At 38.6% G+C, this 18956-nt stretch carries 15 protein-coding genes and 1 tRNA gene; 12 read left to right on the plus strand and 4 right to left on the minus strand.

Features of this window, described 5'->3' with window-relative positions:
* Nucleotides 1-72: 72 nt before the first annotated feature.
* The gene (locus tag PL11201_RS15905; protein WP_079679902.1) at nucleotides 73-981 is read left to right on the plus strand and encodes a 2OG-Fe(II) oxygenase; all 909 of its coding nucleotides are present in this window, start codon (nucleotides 73-75) and stop codon (nucleotides 979-981) included.
* A 94-nt stretch (nucleotides 982-1075) separates the two neighbouring features.
* On the opposite strand, the gene PL11201_RS15910 is transcribed toward PL11201_RS15905, so the two are convergent.
* On the minus strand, nucleotides 1076-1555 hold the full coding sequence (locus tag PL11201_RS15910) for an SH3 domain-containing protein (protein ID WP_079679903.1): 480 nt from the start codon (nucleotides 1553-1555) through the stop codon (nucleotides 1076-1078).
* 628 nt (nucleotides 1556-2183) lie between these two features.
* Here PL11201_RS15910 and PL11201_RS15915 point away from each other — a divergent pair.
* The 4 genes from PL11201_RS15915 to PL11201_RS15930 all read left to right on the plus strand — a co-directional run bounded on the left by PL11201_RS15915 (nucleotide 2184) and on the right by PL11201_RS15930 (nucleotide 7062).
* Complete coding sequence (locus PL11201_RS15915) at nucleotides 2184-3287, plus strand: ABC transporter ATP-binding protein (RefSeq protein WP_079679904.1); 1104 nt, start codon at nucleotides 2184-2186, stop codon at nucleotides 3285-3287.
* 2 nt (nucleotides 3288-3289) lie between these two features.
* Entirely contained in the window at nucleotides 3290-4090 is an 801-nt protein-coding gene (locus PL11201_RS15920) for an ABC transporter permease (RefSeq protein ID WP_079679905.1), read from the plus strand.
* Between the two features lie 8 nt (nucleotides 4091-4098).
* Complete coding sequence (locus PL11201_RS15925) at nucleotides 4099-5706, plus strand: GldG family protein (protein WP_079679906.1); 1608 nt, start codon at nucleotides 4099-4101, stop codon at nucleotides 5704-5706.
* A gap of 216 nt (nucleotides 5707-5922) precedes the next feature.
* Nucleotides 5923-7062, plus strand: a complete 1140-nt coding sequence (locus PL11201_RS15930) for a tetratricopeptide repeat protein (protein ID WP_079679907.1) — start codon at nucleotides 5923-5925, stop codon at nucleotides 7060-7062.
* A gap of 88 nt (nucleotides 7063-7150) precedes the next feature.
* On the opposite strand, the gene PL11201_RS15935 is transcribed toward PL11201_RS15930, so the two are convergent.
* A complete protein-coding gene (locus tag PL11201_RS15935) occupies nucleotides 7151-8164 on the minus strand; it encodes a GUN4 domain-containing protein (protein WP_079679908.1) in 1014 nt (337 codons plus the stop codon).
* 358 nt (nucleotides 8165-8522) lie between these two features.
* On the opposite strand from PL11201_RS15935, the gene PL11201_RS15940 reads away from it, so the two are divergent.
* The 5 genes from PL11201_RS15940 to PL11201_RS15960 all read left to right on the plus strand — a co-directional run bounded on the left by PL11201_RS15940 (nucleotide 8523) and on the right by PL11201_RS15960 (nucleotide 11528).
* Nucleotides 8523-9398, plus strand: coding sequence for a M48 family metallopeptidase (locus tag PL11201_RS15940; protein ID WP_079679909.1), 876 nt, complete (start codon nucleotides 8523-8525; stop codon nucleotides 9396-9398).
* Nucleotides 9377-9458 (plus strand) — tRNA-Leu (locus PL11201_RS15945). Before PL11201_RS15940 ends, PL11201_RS15945 begins: the two co-directional genes overlap by 22 nt.
* A gap of 111 nt (nucleotides 9459-9569) precedes the next feature.
* A complete protein-coding gene (bcp, locus tag PL11201_RS15950) occupies nucleotides 9570-10034 on the plus strand; it encodes a thioredoxin-dependent thiol peroxidase (RefSeq protein ID WP_079679965.1) in 465 nt (154 codons plus the stop codon).
* Between the two features lie 97 nt (nucleotides 10035-10131).
* Nucleotides 10132-10599, plus strand: a complete 468-nt coding sequence (locus tag PL11201_RS15955) for an NUDIX hydrolase (RefSeq protein WP_079679910.1) — start codon at nucleotides 10132-10134, stop codon at nucleotides 10597-10599.
* 29 nt (nucleotides 10600-10628) lie between these two features.
* Nucleotides 10629-11528: an alpha/beta fold hydrolase gene (locus PL11201_RS15960; RefSeq protein WP_079679911.1), complete on the plus strand. Its 900-nt coding sequence runs from the start codon at nucleotides 10629-10631 to the stop codon at nucleotides 11526-11528.
* On the opposite strand, the gene PL11201_RS15965 is transcribed toward PL11201_RS15960, so the two are convergent.
* A complete protein-coding gene (locus tag PL11201_RS15965) occupies nucleotides 11431-12177 on the minus strand; it encodes a pantothenate kinase (RefSeq protein WP_079679912.1) in 747 nt (248 codons plus the stop codon). The genes PL11201_RS15960 and PL11201_RS15965 overlap by 98 nt on opposite strands.
* Before the next feature lie 221 nt (nucleotides 12178-12398).
* On the opposite strand from PL11201_RS15965, the gene PL11201_RS15970 reads away from it, so the two are divergent.
* Nucleotides 12399-14432: a GAF domain-containing sensor histidine kinase gene (locus PL11201_RS15970; RefSeq protein ID WP_079679913.1), complete on the plus strand. Its 2034-nt coding sequence runs from the start codon at nucleotides 12399-12401 to the stop codon at nucleotides 14430-14432.
* 38 nt (nucleotides 14433-14470) lie between these two features.
* A complete protein-coding gene (locus PL11201_RS15975) occupies nucleotides 14471-17233 on the plus strand; it encodes a response regulator (protein ID WP_079679914.1) in 2763 nt (920 codons plus the stop codon).
* 62 nt (nucleotides 17234-17295) lie between these two features.
* Here PL11201_RS15975 and PL11201_RS15980 read toward each other — a convergent pair whose 3' ends face one another.
* Nucleotides 17296-18927 carry a DUF2079 domain-containing protein gene (locus PL11201_RS15980; protein ID WP_079679915.1) on the minus strand — a complete coding sequence of 544 codons (1632 nt, stop codon included), beginning with the start codon at nucleotides 18925-18927 and terminating at the stop codon, nucleotides 17296-17298.
* Nucleotides 18928-18956: the final 29 nt, after the last annotated feature.

The following is an 18956-nucleotide window of genomic DNA, read 5'->3' on the forward strand; positions in this document are numbered from 1 at the left end:
CTCTACCCCAATCCTAAAATTTGTGTCACCATAGAGAAAATAGCTTTCTAATGGTTTTTGCTCAAACTCCGTATGAATACTATCCGTCCCACAACCGCTGCTCTAATTCCGATAGAAAGACTCAAACATTTAATTAATCAATCCATTACCACCCTAGAAACCCTACTTCAAGACCCAGCAGTTTCTCCGACTGAACGAGCGAATATTGCCTTAAAAATATTAGAAATGTCGGGATGTTCTTCCGTTACTCCCCTGCAAGTTCCACACTCTCCATCCTTACTAGCTTCATCCACAAATTTTAACGCTTCTTCTATTTCCCAACCCGCTACAACCACCATTGAACTTCTCCCTCCTTCCGCCCCAATTGTAGCGGAGAACAATCTGGAAATTTTACCTGCCAATTATGTGCAGATTGAAAATTTTTTAAAACCTCAAGAACACAAAGAAGCCTTAAAAATTGCTTTCAAACAACCGGATAAATTTGTGGGTTCTAAAACAACTACTCAAGCCAGTAATTATCGAAAATCTTCCATTCTATATGCCACTTTGTTTCCTGATTTCTATGAATTACTGCGTAAAAAACTAATTGCTACAATTCCTTCTATTCTGACTCAGTTAAACCTTTCGCCCTTTACCGTTTCTCAGGTGGAAATGCAACTAACCGCCCATAATGACGGGTGTTTTTATAAAATTCATAATGATTCGGGTAGTCCCGAAACCAATACTCGCATAATTACTTATGTCTATTATTTTTATCAAGAACCTAAAAACTTTTCGGGGGGAAATTTAAGACTGTATGCTACGGAATGGCAAAATGGTTATGCCTTGAATGAAGGGGAATTTATTGATATTGAACCCCATAATAATAGTATTGTTTTTTTTGATAGTCGTTGCAAACATGAGGTCATGCCTGTTAGTTGTCCCTCCCAACGGTTTGAGGATGGACGCTTCACCCTCAATGGTTGGTTTCGGGCAGGCTAACTCAATATTAGATAGTCGCAAAAAGCGATCGCCTAATTTAAAGACTGACCGCTTTTTAAGCCTAGATTGAAAATTGGATTAATTAGGAAAACCACTACAGCGAACACCCTTCTGGAGTATAAAGGTTTAAATATTTTCCTGATATCCAACCATAGGCTTTTTTATCATCACCTAACGGTTTTCCTAACCACCATAATTGCTGATTAAAGCAACATTCAATTAATTCGACATCAACATGATTTGGGATTTTATAAATTATATTATCAGAAACAGCATTGGGAGATGAACGTACATTAAGATTGGTGTCCGTTGACAAACTAACAGTTGCAAATTCTCGATCAGAAAGTAGAACTAAGGCGTGGGGTTTATAGACATACCAAACCATACTTTTATCTTTGCCACTTCCTAATGATGCAACTAATGTAAGTTTGTAATGATCGGGGTTGTGATCTTCGTAACTACTTAGAATTAAGCGACTCCCGAGCGGAAAATTGATTTTTTGAGCCTCTGTTAAGGTTGAGGAATCAACAGGATGCAATTTTAACAGGGTTGTGTGAGTAATAATTAATCGCATTTTTATTCGGGGTGTAATTTGATTTTGACTTCACCGACGGTTTCATAAATTCGGGAGAATTCTGAGATCCAGATGCTCCATTAATTGAGTTTATGACTTTTAATTATTTTGCTATTCTAGCACGCAGGAAAAAGAATACTTAATCCTTGATCTCAAAAACATACATAGTTATTTGATTTTGTCAATATAAATTACAAATATTTACATTTTGTAATAATCAAAAATATTTCACGAGGGGGATTAAGCCCGGAGTTTTTTGGCAGAAATGCTGCCTAAACTCAGCATAAAATTGCTTAAATCAACAATAAATTGGGATTTGTAGCCACTATTTTGTATTTTTTACATAAAAAACGCATTATGGTATCTTGACAAAAATTCTACATCTTCGGGCTCAACCTGTCAACCCCCTAATTTTTGGTCAAAAATATGAGAATTATTCTCAATAATTTGGCAGTTTACAGTTGTTTACAATTCTGAGTGTTTGAAATTTTAAAATCATCTGTACAGATTTATTATTTTTACTTATTTGTTTTTCCTTGGGGATGGGAGATAATAGAGTTAAAAATAATAGTCGATAATTGAATGTCCGTTTCAAGCTAAAGTAAGAGACGTTGCTCTAGCGGTCAGCATGATTGAAGTCGAAAAGTTGTGTAAAACCTACGGTTCTACTGTAGCGCTGCGGGATGTTTCCTTTGCGGTGGAACCTGGGGCAATCTTGGGATTTTTAGGGCCGAATGGGGCGGGAAAAACCACCACCCTGAGAATTTTATCGGCTTATCTTCCGGCGACCAGTGGAACGGCGAGAATTGCCGGGTTTGATGTGCATGAAAAATCCATGGATGTGCGACAACGGATTGGTTATTTGCCGGAAAATCCGCCGTTGTATCCCGATATGACCGTGGAAAGTTATTTGTATTTTGTGGCCCAGATTAAACGAGTTTCGGCGGGCGATCGCCAAACCAATGTAGAAACGGCGATGAGAAAATGCGGATTATGGGACAGGCGAAAATCCCTGATTAAAAAATTATCGAAAGGCTACCGTCAACGGGTGGGAATTGCTCAAGCCATTGTCCATGATCCACCTGTAATTGTATTAGATGAACCCACGGTCGGGTTAGACCCGCGACAAATTATTGAAGTCCGAAATTTAATTAAGAGTTTAGCCGGGAATCATACGATTATTTTGTCAACTCATATTTTACCTGAAGTGAGTATGACCTGTAGCCAAGTGGCGATTATTAATCGAGGTGAAATTGTGGCAACGGGGACACCGGAAACCCTGATGGAACAGTTGACAGGAGGTTCGGGATATGAAGTAGAACTCGACGCAGAAATAGAGGCGGAAAAATTAGCCAGGTTGAAACAGATATCGGGGGTAAAGGTTATTGAAAAAGTGGGTGATTTAGGGGAGTCAAACCGAGGGATATGGCGATTGGGTTGTGAACTCGATCAAGAACCGGCGCCGGAAATTTTAGCGATGTTACTGGCATCGGATTTGAAAGTGTATGAACTGCGGCGGACTCGTGCGAGTTTGGAAGATGTATTTTTAGAGTTAACCACCCAAACTCAGCCCGAAAAAACAGAGGTGATCACAACAGCAGATTCCCAGACCCTAGAGGATATAGAAACCGAGAAAAATATTAGTTCAGAATTGGGGAATGAGGAATCTAAAAATAGAGAAGATCCTGATTCTCAACCTAAAAATTCCACATTAGATCGGGAGGAAGAATAATTATGCTAATAATTTTGAACAATATTATGGCAATTTATCGTAAGGAATTACAGGGGTATTTTGCCTCTCCCTTGGCCTATGCCATTGCTGGAGTGTTTTGGCTAATTACCGGATACTTTTTTATTGAGATTTTATTAGGGCCAGAGGGGTTAATTCAACAGGTTGCCTACCGAGATCAGATGGGAATAACCGAACCTCCCATTGATTTACCCTATGAATTTTTACAAGTTTATTTGCGCTTGATTGGCACCTTATCGTTATTTGTGTTACCGATGTTGTCCATGGGTTTATATGCAGAAGAACGGAAACTGGGAACTTTAGAATTGTTAGCCACTTCTCCGATCACAAATTGGGCGATCGCCACGGGAAAATTGTTAGGGGTACTGACGTTTTATATCACAATGATTTTACCCTTAATGGGATTGCAAGCCTTAGCATTCAGCGCATCTCAACCCCCGGTTTCTCCTGGGTTATTTTTATTAGCTCATTTAGGGTTAATTTTATTGGCGGCGGGAATTTTATCCCTGGGGATGTTTATTTCTTCCCTGACCGATAGTACAATTTTGTCGGCGGTATTTACCTTCGCGCTGGTTTTATTTCTCTGGGTAATTGACCTAATTGGTGGAAGTCTGGGAGGAGTATTAGGAGAGGGGTTAAAACAATTATCTCTAATTTCTAGTTACACTAACTTTATCCGAGGAATTGTGGATAGTAGTAGTATAGTCCTGTTAGCCAGTTATATTATTTTAGGAGTATTTCTAACAGCACAGTCCATTGATGCTTTACGTTTCCAACGTTCTTAATAATAAATATGATCAAAACCCAATTTAAACTCAATCGTCAATTTATACAATTCCTATTCTGGCTTGGCCCTAGTTTAATCGTCATGGGATTATCTGCGGGGGTCGTGATCGGAAGTTGGGAACCAATTCCTTTAATCTTAATTATTACCGGAGTTGTAATTTTAGGATTATGGTTTTTATTCCAAGCCTATTTTAAACCCCAGGATCAGTCTCAAACTCCCTACTGGACTCGCCGATCTACCCAAGCTGGAACTAATGCTTTAGCTTCTACGGTTTCTGTATTCCTAATTTTAGGATTAATTAATTTTGTCGCCATTAGAAATAACTTCCGCATTGATTTAACCGAAAATCAACAATTTACCCTATCTCCCCAAACTCAAAACTTAGTTAAAACCGTTGAACAACCTGTAAAAGTTTGGGTTTTTGATCGAGGAAAAAATCCCCAAATTCAAGAATTATTAACCAACTATCAACGCATTGGCGGTAAAAATTTTCAGTATGAATTTATAGACCCCCAAGCTCAACCCGGACTGGCGCAACAATTTGGGGTGAAAGAGTTTGGCGAAATCTATTTAGAGTCAGGAAAAAAACGACAACGGGTCAGGAAAGAAGCCTTAGAACCTTTAACCGAATTAAAACTGACCAATAATATTGAACAATTATTCAGTAACCGGACTCCCAAACTTTACTTTATCCAAGGTCATGGAGAACGACCCTTAACCGAGGGACAGGGAGGATTATCAGAGGCAATAAAAAGTTTAACCGAAAAGAATTTTATCGCCGAACCTTTAAATTTAGCCGAACAAACGGCTGTTCCAGCAGATGCGGATGTGATTATTCTGGCTAGTCCCCAACGTAAATTATTTGAAGGAGAAGTTAAGGCCCTAGAAACCTATTTGGATCAAGGGGGTAGTGTTTTATTATTATTAGACCCGCAAACTAATCATGGTTTAGATGAACTCCTAGAAAAATGGGGAGTTAAGGTTGATCCGCGCCTAGCTATTGATGGGTCGGGGGGTGGCCGTTTAGTGGGGTTAGGGCCGACAGTTCCGATTGTGCGAGAATATGGTAAACATCCGATTACTCAAGATTTTGGTAATGGAATTTCGATTTATCCCTACGCTAGTCCGGTGGAAACCCGCACCATTGATGGGATTACCGAGAGTCCGTTAATTTGGACAAATGATCAAACCTGGGCGGAAAGCGATCTCAAAAGTCCTGAACTCAAGCTTAACCCGCAAGTAGACCGACCAGGCCCCCTATCCCTGGGAGTTGCCTTGAGTCGTCCCCAGAAACAGGCTGAAAAGTCGCCAACGAAACCATCCTCCCAACCCTCTCCAGAGAAACCCGAAGCCCGGTTAGTGGTGTTCGGAAATTCGCAATTTGCCACCAATGGATGGTTTGGTCAGCAACTGAATGCCGATGTGTTTCTTAATTCTGTCAGTTGGTTGAGTCAGTCCGACCAAGAAACTTTATCTATTCGTCCGAAATTAGCCACCAGTCGCCGAATTGCTATGACCCCAACTTTAGGACAAACTTTGAGTTGGTTGGCGTTATTGGTTTTACCGATATTTGGGTTTGGGATGGCGGTGTTTGTGTGGTGGAAAAGACGTTAGTTGGAATTAATTGTTGTTTTTACGGGGGGAAGCCTGATATAAACACAAAGACACAAAGACACGAATAATGATAATATACTTCCATGAGTTGACTCCACCATTTTCGACCTGCTACCCAACAACCACACATCTTTCAACGTCTGAAAAGACTGATAGACTTTGGTAACATTTTATCAGCCTATTGTTGTATATTTCATTTTAATTCCAGGGGGAAATATGGGTATAGGCAAACTAATCTTGGGAGGATTAGGTATTTTGGGTGTGGGTGCATTTTTAGGGATGCAATGGATTAACTCCCAACAACAAGAAGCTATTGCTCAAGTCCAAACTCAAATCTCTGAACTTGAATCCAGAAAAGTGTCGGATTTGAATACTTTAAAGGCTAAAAAAAATCAACTAGAAGCGGTGAATATTCGTTTAGATAATATACCCAATTTACCGATTTTTCCCGAACCCTTTGAACTGCAAACCCTGGATTCAAAGTTAGAAAAAATTGCAGCACAGTTGAAACCAGAAACCCAGGCATTAGAGAATTTAGAATCGGCTCAAAAATTAGCCATGTCAGCTTCTGTGCTGGTTCAAAATCCCCCTCACCCCACCCAAGTTTGGCTAGATGCTCAACAACAATGGGAGCAAGCCATTAATTTATTAAAGGGGATTTCTAAGAATACCTATGCTTACCTTGAAGCTCAAAAAAAAATGATCAGTTATGGGGAAAATTATGAGATTATTAGTATGCGAGCTACACAAGCAAATCAAGCTGTTCAACTTAATAATAAAGCTCTAAAACAAATAGAATTGGGTGCATATCAACAGGCGATTCAAACTTTAAACCAAGCCACAAAAATCAATCCAGGGTTAATCGAATCCTATTTGAATCGAGGTGCTGTTTATGTTCGATTAAATAGTCATCAATCTGCGATCGCTAATTTTGATCAAGCCCTTAAAATTAATCCTGAAAGTCCAGAAGCCTATTTATTGAGAGGAGAACAATATTTAGGAATGGGAGATTATGGCCTGGCGTTATGGGACTATAATCAAGTGATTAAATTGAATCCTAATCATACCAATGCTTATTTAGATCGGGGTTATATTTATCGAGAATTAAATCAGCCAGAAAAGGCTATTGCTGACTTTAAAAAAGCCTCAGAATTATTGGGAAATGATGGGGATATTAAAACACAACAATTAACCCTATCTATTGTCCAAGAATTAGAAGCCTCTCGTCCGGTCATAGTTGTAGAAACAGAGGATAACAATGATTATCAAAGGTTAAGACGGAAGAAAAATAATTATTCTAGTTATTCTGGGAGTTCTAGGAGTTCGAGTCGCAGTCGTAGCCGAAAAAGACGATAATAGACCCAAACTATAAATGGTAGGGGGAATTAATGAATTCCCCTACATCTGGGGTGAAATCCCCAAATTCCCGTCAGTCCCGTTAAATCTAAAACCCACAATCAGGGTTAATGGAAAGTCGCCAAGTTCGGTCAAAACCTGAACCAAAGGTATCATAACTGTAACCTAAACGATAGGGAAAATGTCCCAAGGGCATCGTTTTAGGATTACCTTTCTCATAAATCATTTCCCGAGGATCAATACCCCAGCCCACCGCTTTTTCAAACCTTTGATAACGGTCTTCGAGTTTCTCCGAGGAATTACCCATGGCTTTAAAAATCTTGCCCTGAACACTCAAACCAAACCGCCCACCGGAGTATTTTACCCATAACCGATCAACCCCCTGGAGTTCTGAACAGGGAATCTCAGAAATTACCAGGGGCGCCGGAACATGAGGGCGATTTTCCATCGGAATTCGATAGGCTTCAAAGAGTTCCAGAGTTTTCCAGTCCGCTTTGATCCATTGACCCGTCGCTAACGCATCAATCACCGCACAATATTTAACCCGATGGGTGATGGAGGCGACCCCATTCCACACCCCCCCACTCACCCCGTTGCCCGTGGTGGCGGGTAAATGTCCTTGGGGGGCGCGGGGGGAAAAATTCAGTTGTTCATATTTTAGCCACTGGCCCCCTTTGCGCCAACCGACGCGATCGCCAAATTTCTCAGCTATATCGGGGGTATACTCACCGATTATCCCCCCCAGAGATGTCCAAATTTTTTCCTGTTGGCTAAATCCAAAACGACCATCACTATAGTAATTCCACAAGCGATTAATTGTTTGTAAATCCTCACAGGCTAAACCCGACCCATCCTTTTTTCCCAACCAACCTTCTGCTTGTCGGTTACTCAATTTAAGTAAAATCTGAAAGGTTTCTTGATCGGCTTCTTTCCAGCGATTTTCAGTTAACAACTGTTTTAGGGGTTGATAGTTTATATTGGTATAGGAGGTCAAATTAAAGACTGGATCGGGTTTAGGCTGTTGACCCCCAAACTGACAAGCCTGAAAACTCCAAAAGCCTATCAATACCATCAATCGCCAAGTTAAAGATTTTTGTAACATCTTAAGAGTGGTTGTTTGAGGAAGACTAGCTAAAATCAATTCTATAAATTGCGAAAATCATGATATTATTCTAATAATATTGCGGTTTTATATATTATTAGTTAATCCTTGAAAAACCCATAATTTAACTTCCCTCCTAACTCGGATAGAACCTAGCACAGCTTAATCGCAGTCCCAGCGTCGTTGGGTTATTCTTTCCTGGGGTTTCTCTGGTTCTTGCTATCTTTTTTGTTACAATAACTGGGCAGCTTCAATCCAATTTCCCATAAAATATAATGTTATCATGTTTTCACATTCATGATTTTTATTACCCAAAACCCAAAACCCAAAACCCAAAACCCATTACCCCTTAACCCTTATGACATTTTCTCCGATTCCTTTAATTGGGCTGCGGGCTGATCATTTCCGTCATCCTTTGGATTTACAAGCCACGAATACCTTAAAACAATTTCCGGGTTTAGATTTGTTAGTGCGACAATTGTTAGGAGGTCTGGGAGAACAGTTTTTTTATTTAGAAAATATTGCTTCCAGTATTTTGGTGAGTGAAAAACAGTTACCTCATTTGCATCAATTATTATTAGACGCTTGCAAAATATTGGATTTAGAACCTCCGCAACTGTATATTCGCCAAAATCCTGTTCCCAATGCCTATACCTTTGCCATGCGGGGAAAACAGCCGTTTATTGTAATTCATACCTCCTTAATTGAATTATTAACCCCAGATGAAATTCAAGCGGTGATTGCCCATGAGTTGGGACATTTAAAGTGTGAACATGGGGTTTATTTAACCCTGGCGAATTTAGTGATATTAGCGGCTAATCAATTATCTCCCTGGGGAACAATGTTGACCCAGGGTTTACAGACCCAGTTAATGGAATGGGTACGTTGTGCAGAATTTACTTGTGATCGGGCGGCATTACTGGCTACCCAAAATCCTAGAATAGTCATGTCGGTATTAATGAAACTATCGGGAGGCTCTCCCAGTTTAGCCCCGCAACTCAACTTAGATGCCTTTGTCGCCCAAGCTAGAACCTATGATCAAATTAGTAGTACGGAACTGGGAGAACTGCTTAAACAAGCCCAAACAGCCCAATTAAGCCATCCCCTGCCAGTGCTACGGGCGAGGGAAATTGATCGTTGGTCAAGTAGTCCGAATTATCAGGACTTGCTAAAAAGAAAGTTTATGGTGTATGATGGTGAAGCCAACCGAAAGGGCGGGTGGCGGAATTGGTAGACGCACCGCACTCAAAATGCGGCGGCTTCGGTCATAAGAGTTCAAGTCTCTTCCCGCCCACTTCAAAGCCTTAAAGAGCTTCACTCTCGTAGTAAGCCCTTTAGGGCTTTATCATTATTTAAAGGTTTTTGTATCCCAATCACCCCATATTAAAATTATTTAAACATGGACATCACCCTAAATCCCGGTGACTTAGCCCCGGACTTTGTTCTACCCGATAGCGATGGCAACCCCGTGGGTCTGAGTGATTTTCGCGGGAAAACGGTGGTTTTATACTTTTACCCCCGGGATAATACCCCGGGATGTACAAAAGAAGCCTGTGGGTTTCGGGATAATTACGGAGAATACCAAGAAAAAAATATAATTGTTTTAGGGATTAGTACGGATAATTCGGCTGCCCATCGTAAATTTATTAATAAATATCAGTTACCCTTTCCTCTATTAGTTGATGAAGGAGGAAAAGTAGCAACTGAATATGGCAGTTACGGACTGAAAAAATTTATGGGGAAAGAATTTATGGGGGTATTTCGTCATACTTTTGTGATTGATACTGAAGGTCTGATAAAAACTATTTATCGCAAAGTTAAACCAGAAACCCATAGCCTAGAAATTCTGCAAACCCTTGATAAACCATAGGATTTTCCTGATTTTGTACTTATGATAGGGATAGGCTGGTTAGTGGCAAAAACTTAAAAACGCCCATATTCTTTGAATTAGAGGAGAAAAAAACACTTTGGTTGTATCATTTGCCAAATATGTTTGGAAGTTTGGACAAACGGTATTAGGGATTATTTTTCGTCATCCTATTCCCGGAACCAGTATTATCCCAATTCTACCCGATGGCAAAATTGTGCTGGTGCGCCGTCGAGATAATGGCAAATGGGCCTTACCCGGAGGCATGGTAGATTGGGGTGAAGATATCCCCACCACAATTAAACGAGAACTGGCAGAGGAAACTGGGTTAGAATTGGTTAAAATTCGCCGTCTAGTGGGGGTCTATTCTGCACCTGATCGAGATCCGCGAGTTCATTCTATTTGTGTTGTCGTCGAAGCGGATGTTCAAGGTAACTTTCAAGTTCAGGACATCCAGGAAATTACGGAGGTCAAAGCCTTTCCTATTACATCTCTCCCCTCCGGTTTCAGCCATGACTGTGAACGACATCTTCAGGACTATTTACAGGGTTTAACCACCTTAGCGTAAGGTTTTGTCCACGATATTAAAAATTTAGGATGTATCAATTATTTCATCACTTCCGAATTCAAGTGTCCCAGGGACAGATTTTCTGGCGTGAAGTCGGTGATGGCCCAGCAATTATTTTTCTCCATGGGTCTTGGACGGATAGCAGTCAATGGGTGCCGTTGATGCAGCATTTAAGCCTGGATCATCATTGTTTTGCACCGGATACCTTGGGATCTGGAGAGTCTCGAACGGTTACAAAAATTCACCCTTCGATTAATTTAGAAGTTGAGTGTTTAGCTGAATATATTCAAACCCTCAAAATTAAAGAAGTTTGTTTAGTCGGTAATGGGTTGGGGGCTTGGATAGCAACCCGTTATGCCTTGAAATATCCCGAAACGGTTAAGGGTTTAGTGGTAATTGCCCCGGAGGGAATAACCTTTAAAAACTATAAAAAAGAATGGGGATGGAAGCGACAATTAGCTGCTCATTTTTCCCCGTTATTTTTGTTTTTGAAACTGATTTATCCCCTAGGGTTTCTATTGGGACAAGGCAAAAAAATGAAGGCTTGGTTTAGCGATCGCCAAATTATGCGGGAGTGGCCGGTTGCCAGTAAACTCTTGTACTGTCGTCGATGGAAGGAAATTCAAGAGGAAATGTTGAATCAACCTCTGGAATGGTTGAAGTTGCCCACTTTGGTTTTACAAGGAGATGAGGATACCGCCACCGCCTTGAACCAGAGTAAAACTTTCTCCGAGATCGCACCGATGGCTCAATATCAGATGATTGAGGGGGGAAAACCGAATTTACCCCTACAAATGCCGGAGGTTATCGCCCAATATATTCGGGAATTTATTACCCATCAGGTTCAGTTTTCAGAGCCGCCATCCCCCGAAATATTAGATCAGGGTCAGCCACAGGATGAATACCCCTATCGGGAAACTGCTTGGTAAAGTAGGAAAGTAACAAATTGCGATCGCCTCCGGTGATCACCATCGCCCCCTGGGGATATTGTTTTTGCCAGGCTTCGATAAAATCGCGTATTCCCGCCAACAGGGTATAAATAATTCCGCTCTGAATTGCCTCTGGGGTTTCCGTAGCCCAGCGTGGTGGCAGTTCGGGGGGAAATTCAATTCCAGGTAAGGCGGCGGTTTTCTGAACCAGGGAAGACCGTTGTAGCCCTAAACCGGGTAAGATAGCCCCTCCCACTAACTTTTGATCGGCATCGGCGGCGGTGAAGGTCAGGGCAGTCCCGGCATCAATCACTAAAATTGGCCATCCATACTTTATTCCCGCTCCTAAGACCGCTAAGGCGCGATCAATACCTAGGGTTGAGTACATTCCGTTCAGGGGAATATCAGCTAAGGTCAAAACCCGAACTTGGGGGAATGTTGCCAAATATTCGGTGGGTTCGCAGACCACTGAAGCAACAATTAAAGGCAAATCATCTTTGAGGGTGGGGAGTGGCTCGGTATTGTCCTCATCCCAAGTCTCTAATACCGTTTTACCTGATAACTTAGCCCAATGTCGCCGAGAATTTCCCAGCATTAACCCTAACCAGGGACGATTTCGGAATGAGTATAATTGAGGGGATTGACACATCTATCTTTAGGAATACTTTCAATTTTATCGAGAATATTGTAAAATATCTTTACATTCAGGTTTCAGGGTTGACAGTGCATCTGCAAACTCTATTTTCATGGATCAGTGACCATCCTGATATTAACCCGCTTAACCCAAAACTTTTTCTTCGCCTCAAGCTAAGAAATATCTGATTTATAAAGTTGATCAAATTTTATTGAATAGTTATTGGGTACAATTTTATGTCTATACTTGATTTAGATTCTCCATACTGTTCATTACCTAAAAATTCTCTTTTTAGCAATTCTGAAAACTTATCATCAGTTACCGCCTCTGAAGGGGATACAGAAGCACACCGGATGCAGTTTTATGATCTAGTCAATCAGATTAATAAAGAAATTATTAGTACGTTGGATTTAGATCAGGTATTGAGTTCTGCTTGTCAACATTTGGGGCGAATTATTAACTGTAGTCGAGTCAGTATTTTAGTTAAAGAATCTCATTCTGACCATGAATTTACCACTAAAAATGAATATAATCAAGGTGAATATTTAAGTCAGTTAGGGATTAAACTCAATGTTGATGATAACCCCCATTTACAAGCCTTATTATCTCAATCTCAACCTTTAGCAGTAACAAAATTTCAAGAATTTCCTGGTTTTGGGGAAACGATAAAAGCCTTAATTGATCAATTAGATATTAAATCTATGTTAGCGGTGGCTGTGCGCTATCAAGGGGAAGTCAAAGGGATTATTGGACTGCATCAATGCAATCATGAACGGGAATGGCAGGACTGGGAAATTCAACTTTTAGAGGGTATTGCTTCTTCCTTAGCGATCGCAATTCATCATGCACAACTCTATCAAGAAAGCCGTGCTAAGGGGGAACAAGAAGCATTATTAAGATTAGTGATTAATCAAATTCGGAGTAGTTTAGATTTGACGGCAATTTTAAACACCGCAGTGGCGGGAGTTCGGCAAGTTCTGAATACAGATCGAGTTGTGATTTATCAGTTTATTAATGGTTGGGAAGGAGAAATTAAAGTAGAGAATTATCGAGTCCCTTGGCCATCAATTTTTGGAGATAAAATTACCGATAATTGCTTTCCCGAACAACATGGGCAACTCTATAAAAATGGACGAGTTCGGGCAATTGATGATATTCATAAATCTGATTTAGATCCCTGTCATCTGAATTTCTTAGATATGTTACAAGTTCGAGCCAATTTAGTTGTCCCGATTATCATGGGAGCAGAAATAGAAGATCATCAACCGCAGATAGATGGTCAACTTTGGGGATTATTAATTGCTCATGAATGCAGTAATCCTCGTTCTTGGAAAAACTGGGAAATTGATGGATTAAAACAACTTGCTGATCAATTAGCGATCGCCATTAAACAAGCACAACTTTATACACAAGTTAAAGAAACAGCTTGCCAATATCAACTCCAAACTCAAGAGTTACAAACCACATTAAAAGAATTAAAAACCACCCAAATTCAATTAATTCAAAGTGAAAAACTATCAAGTTTAGGTCAAATGGTAGCCGGAATTGCCCATGAAATTAATAATCCCAATAACTTTATTTATGCTAACATTTCCCATGCCAGAAATTACGTTCAAAACTTGCTAGAAGTTGTGAACAAATGTCGAGAGTTTAGCCCAGAAGTAGGAGAGTTTTTAAATCAAATTGGTGAGGAAATAGAACTAGATTTTATTAGAGAAGACTTTCCCCAGTTAATTGATTCTATGGAACAGGGAAGTGTGAGAATTCGTTCTATTGTTGACAGCTTAAAAGATTTCTCCCATTTAAACGAATCTGAATGGAAATCCGTTGATTTAACCGAAGGTTTGGACAGTAGTTTGGCTTTGTTGGAACATCGAATGAGTCAAGTTAAAGTTAATAAAAATTATCAAACTATTCCCAAAATTAATTGTTTCCCTAGTCAAATTAATCAAGTATTTTTCCAGATTTTAAGTAATGCCATTGATGCGGTTAAATATTCTACTGAAGGTGGACAAGTGACCCTAACTACAGAAGATCACAGTCCAGATTTTATCAGAATTAAAATTAAGGATAATGGATTGGGAATTCCCGATGAAATTAAATCCCGAATTTTTGATCCATTCTTTACAACAAAACCCGTGGGTCAAGGGACAGGAATGGGACTGGCAATTTGTTATCAAGTGATTGTTAAAGCTCATGGTGGCAAACTAGAAGTTAATAGCAAAGAAAAGCAAGGAACAGAGTTTATTATTGAAATTCCTTGTCCATAACATGATACCATCAGAGGAATCCCCCATGAGGGCTAACCATGAACTATTTGAAATATTATATCAGGCATCTATCTAAAAAAGTACGGTTGCAAACAGTTTTGATTATTCCATTTTTGCTGCAAATTATTCTTGCCGTCGGATTAACCGGGTATTTATCTTATCAGAATGGACAGCAAGCAATTAATGATTTAGTCGCGCAATTACAAGCAGAAATTGCTCATCGAATTAAAGAACGTTTAGATAACTATTTAGCCAGACCTTATTTTTTAAATCAAATTAATGTAGAAGCCATTGAAATGGGGCTTTTGGATCCAAACAACCCGGAAGATTTAGAGCGACATTTTTTTAAACAAATTCAATTATTGAAGTCAGTCCAAGGGATTTATTTTACTAATCCTCAAGGAGAAATTATTTTAGTCCATCACAGTCCTTCTCAGGGGTTTCTTACCTTGATTAGTGAAGATTTCCCCAAACGAGCAGTTTATAAATTAGATCAAAATGGGAATCGAACTAAACGAATTGAAACGGATTTTTATGATGCTAAAATTCGACCTTGGTATCAAAAAGCTATGGAAGCTAATCACACGCAATGGAGTGATATTTATACTTTTTCCAGAGGGGATGTCGGAATTACTTTAATTACTCGTATTTATTATGATAATGGAGAATTTCAAGGATTTATAGGTATTGATTTACTATTAGAATTAATCAGTAATTTTTTACAAAATATTAAGATTAGTCCTGCCACTCAGACTTTTATTTTAGATGCGTCAGGGCAATTAGTTGCGACTTCAACTGGAGAAAAACCCTATATTGAACAAGGAAAAAATAAATTTAGAAAATCGTTAAAAGCCGTTGAAAGTTCTAATAAATTAACTCAATTAACGGTAAAATACTTAATGCAAACTTTTGGTCAATTTAATCAAATTCAGAAGTTAGAGCAATTAGAATTTAATTGGAATGGACAAAAATATTTTGTGCAAGTGCTTCCCTATAAAGATGATTATGGTCTAAGTTGGTTCGTGGTGGTAGTAATTCCTGAATCGGATTTTATGGAACAGATTCATGGCAATAATCGGACGACTATTTTATTATGTTTAGGTGCTTTAGGATTAGCTACTATTTTTGGAATAATTACCAGTCGTTGGGTAACTAAACCTATTTTTGAACTAAGTCAATCCGCGAATGAATTATCTAAAGGAAACTGGGGAACACCAGTTAAGTGCGAACCAATTTATGAATTAAGAACTTTGGCAAAAGCATTTAATCAAATGCGAATTCAGTTAAAAAAATCTTATCAACAATTAGAAGAATATTCCAAAAGTTTGGAACATAAAGTGGCAGAAAGAACCCATGAATTAGAAGAAGCAAGAGAAGCTGCTGATGCTGCTAATCTGGCTAAGAGTACCTTTTTAGCTAATATAAGTCATGAGTTAAGAACGCCATTACATTCAATTTTAGGATTTAGTCAATTAATGTCACGCGACCCTATTTTTATCAAAAGTTATCAAGAGTTAGGGATTATTAATCGCAGTGCTGAACATCTATTAGAACTGATTAATGATATTTTAGATTTGTCCAAAATAGAAGCGGGTAAAATTATATTAAATGAACAAAGTTTTGACTTTTATCAATTCTTAGACAACTTGGAGGCAATGTTAAAAATTAAGGCGACTTCCAAGGGAATTCAGTTTATTATTCAGCATGATGATGAGGTTCCTCAATTTATTATTAGCGATGAGAAAAAATTACGTCAAGTATTAATTAATTTGCTGGGAAATGCTATTAAATTTACGACAAAAGGTCGAGTCATTTTACGAATAAAAACCATACCACTTTTAGAAAATAAAACAGTTGAAACTACTAAATCTAAACTAGATCTTAATTTTGAAGTAGAAGATACAGGCATAGGAATAAAAACAGAGGAAATTCAGGATTTATTTAACCCGTTTGTCCAAACTGAATCAGGAAAAAAAACTCAACAGGGTACTGGTTTAGGGTTAGCTATTAGTCAAAAAATCGTGCATATACTAGGAGGAAATATCACCGTTAATAGTATCTTTGAAAAGGGGAGTATTTTTCAGTTCACAATAGTAACAACTAAGGCAGAATCTTCTGAAATTTCACACCAACAACCTTTAGGAAAAGTTATTGGTTTATTCCCTAATCAAACTGCTTATAAAATATTAGTAGTCGATAAAGTTTTTGAAAATCGTTTATTAATAAAACAATTGTTAAACTCCATAGGATTTGAAGTTTTTGAAGCCGAAAATGGTTTAGAAGCGATTCAAGTTTGGGAACAATATCAACCTGATTTAATTTGGATGGATATGCGAATGCCTGTGATGGATGGATATACAGCAACTCGCCAGATTAAAGAAAAACCCAAAGGTAAAAATACAGTGATTATTGCTTTAACCGCTAATGTGTTACAGGAGGAAGAACATATTATTTTTGAAGCTGGATGTGACGATATCCTTAGAAAGCCGTTTAAAGAGGCTCAATTGTTTAGTAAAATGGCTAAATATTTGGGGATTAAATATGTTTATGAAAACGAAAATATTCAGGATTCCTCACCTATAAACCCAACTCAATCCTTGACACCAGAAAATTTTAAAGAAATGCCCTTAGCATGGGTAAAACAATTGCATCAGATGGCGCTAAGTGGAGATGATGCCAAGGTAAAAGAGTTGATTCAACAAATCCCTGATTCTCAAGTAGAACTAGCAGAAATTCTGAACATATTAGTCAATGAATTTCGATTAGATACCATTAGTAATATCACAAAAATTATAATTTAATCCCCTTTATTTGTGACAAGAGTATTTTTGTGTTTCCCTATTTCTGGTCGCTTTAAATCTAATTAAATTCGTTTAAAAACTAATACACCATTCTTTTGATATGATAATTTAAAATTGGGTTTTGCTTTTAATTGAGTGGCATATTTTTCCCCTAAATCTTTCGTATCTGGCCAAGGATGACGTAAATTTAAAATCACATAATCAAATTCTCTTAAATTAAAGTCTGGTGACACTTGATTGAGTAATTTAATAGTTTTACGATGGGTAAAATGGGGGGCAAGTCGGTTATCGGTTAGAACTCCTCCCTTGGTGTGAATTTGGCTGACAGCTTTTTGGGTTGCTGACCAATTATTAATTCTAGTAAAATAGCCTAAAACTTGTGTATGATCTGCCCATAATAAGAATACTAAACTTGACCAAAGTATGATCCATTTCGGTAGTTTTTGATGGGGAATTGTAAATAGATGAGAAGAAGACCCCCCCCGTTCCTCCTTTGCTAAGGGGGGGTGAAAAGATGAAGACTGGTAATCAATTTCTTCCGAGGGTAAAGAGGAGTCAGAGGATACATTTTCACCTGCTTCTTTCCCCTCCATTAGCAAGGGGGGGACGGTGGGGGTCTGAAATTTATTCCATAAACCCCATAAACTATTAGCAAGTCCTGGCTTTTCTGCTGCTAAAGTTTGAATCATAACTAATAATAAAAATGGTAACGCCGGGAGAGAATATTGATAGATTAAACTGCGTTGCATGGGGTCAATGGATAATATATTGAGTAATAAAGTAGGGATGGCGGGAACTAATACAATAAACTTTTGAGGATTTAACCACCAAATCACCCCCACACTAAATTCCAGCAGATAAACAAAGGTATTGATAGAAAATAGTTTCCCTAAAATTAATTGGGGTTTAATAATTGTATTGAAAATCACCCCGAAAACCGAATCCCCTAAATAATCATATCGAGATACTCCGGCGGCTTCTTGACCACTATAAAGAGGAATCATAACCTGAGTTGCAATTAAAAACCAGGTGATTCCTAGCGCTATTGCTATCATTCCATAGAGACGCCGTTGTTCAAAAAATATCAACCAAAATCCAATCGCAATCACAGTTAAAGCTAAAACTGCTTTACAGGCTAATATCCAAATAATTGCTATAATAAACCAGATGATTTTTTTCTGTTTTGCTGCTAAAACTGCTCCAAAAATAGCGGGAACGGCTAAAACATCGGGATGGAAATCAAATAAATTAATATTAAAAATTTCAGGGTAGAGTAGATAAGCGATCGCAACTGCCAAAGATAACCGTTGGTTTAATCCAGCTAATTGAGCTAATTTCCAAGTCAATCCGGCGGCGGAACTCAAACAAATTGCTTGGACTAAAAACAACCAATAAACAGTAGGATAAATCTTATATAATAATGATAAAGGATAAATAGCGATCGCGGCATGATCTCCCAAAAAATGAAACCCTAAAAAAGAAGAAATAGGTTGCCTTCCTATACTAATTAAGTATATAATTTGGTCATAAATGCCTAAGTCATAGGCAGTAGACTGAAATAAAAAATGACGTAAACTACTATAAAAAAATAAAATAACTGTGCCAATTCCCATAACTCTCCAGATAGAAACGGAAAATAGGCTGTTAGTCTCTATCGATGTTGAAGGTTCGGGATGGTCTGGATGGGTTTGCATTTTGTTCAATACTCACAACAAAATTCAGT

Source organism: Planktothrix sp. PCC 11201, assembly GCF_900009135.1.
Lineage (GTDB): Bacteria > Cyanobacteriota > Cyanobacteriia > Cyanobacteriales > Microcoleaceae > Planktothrix.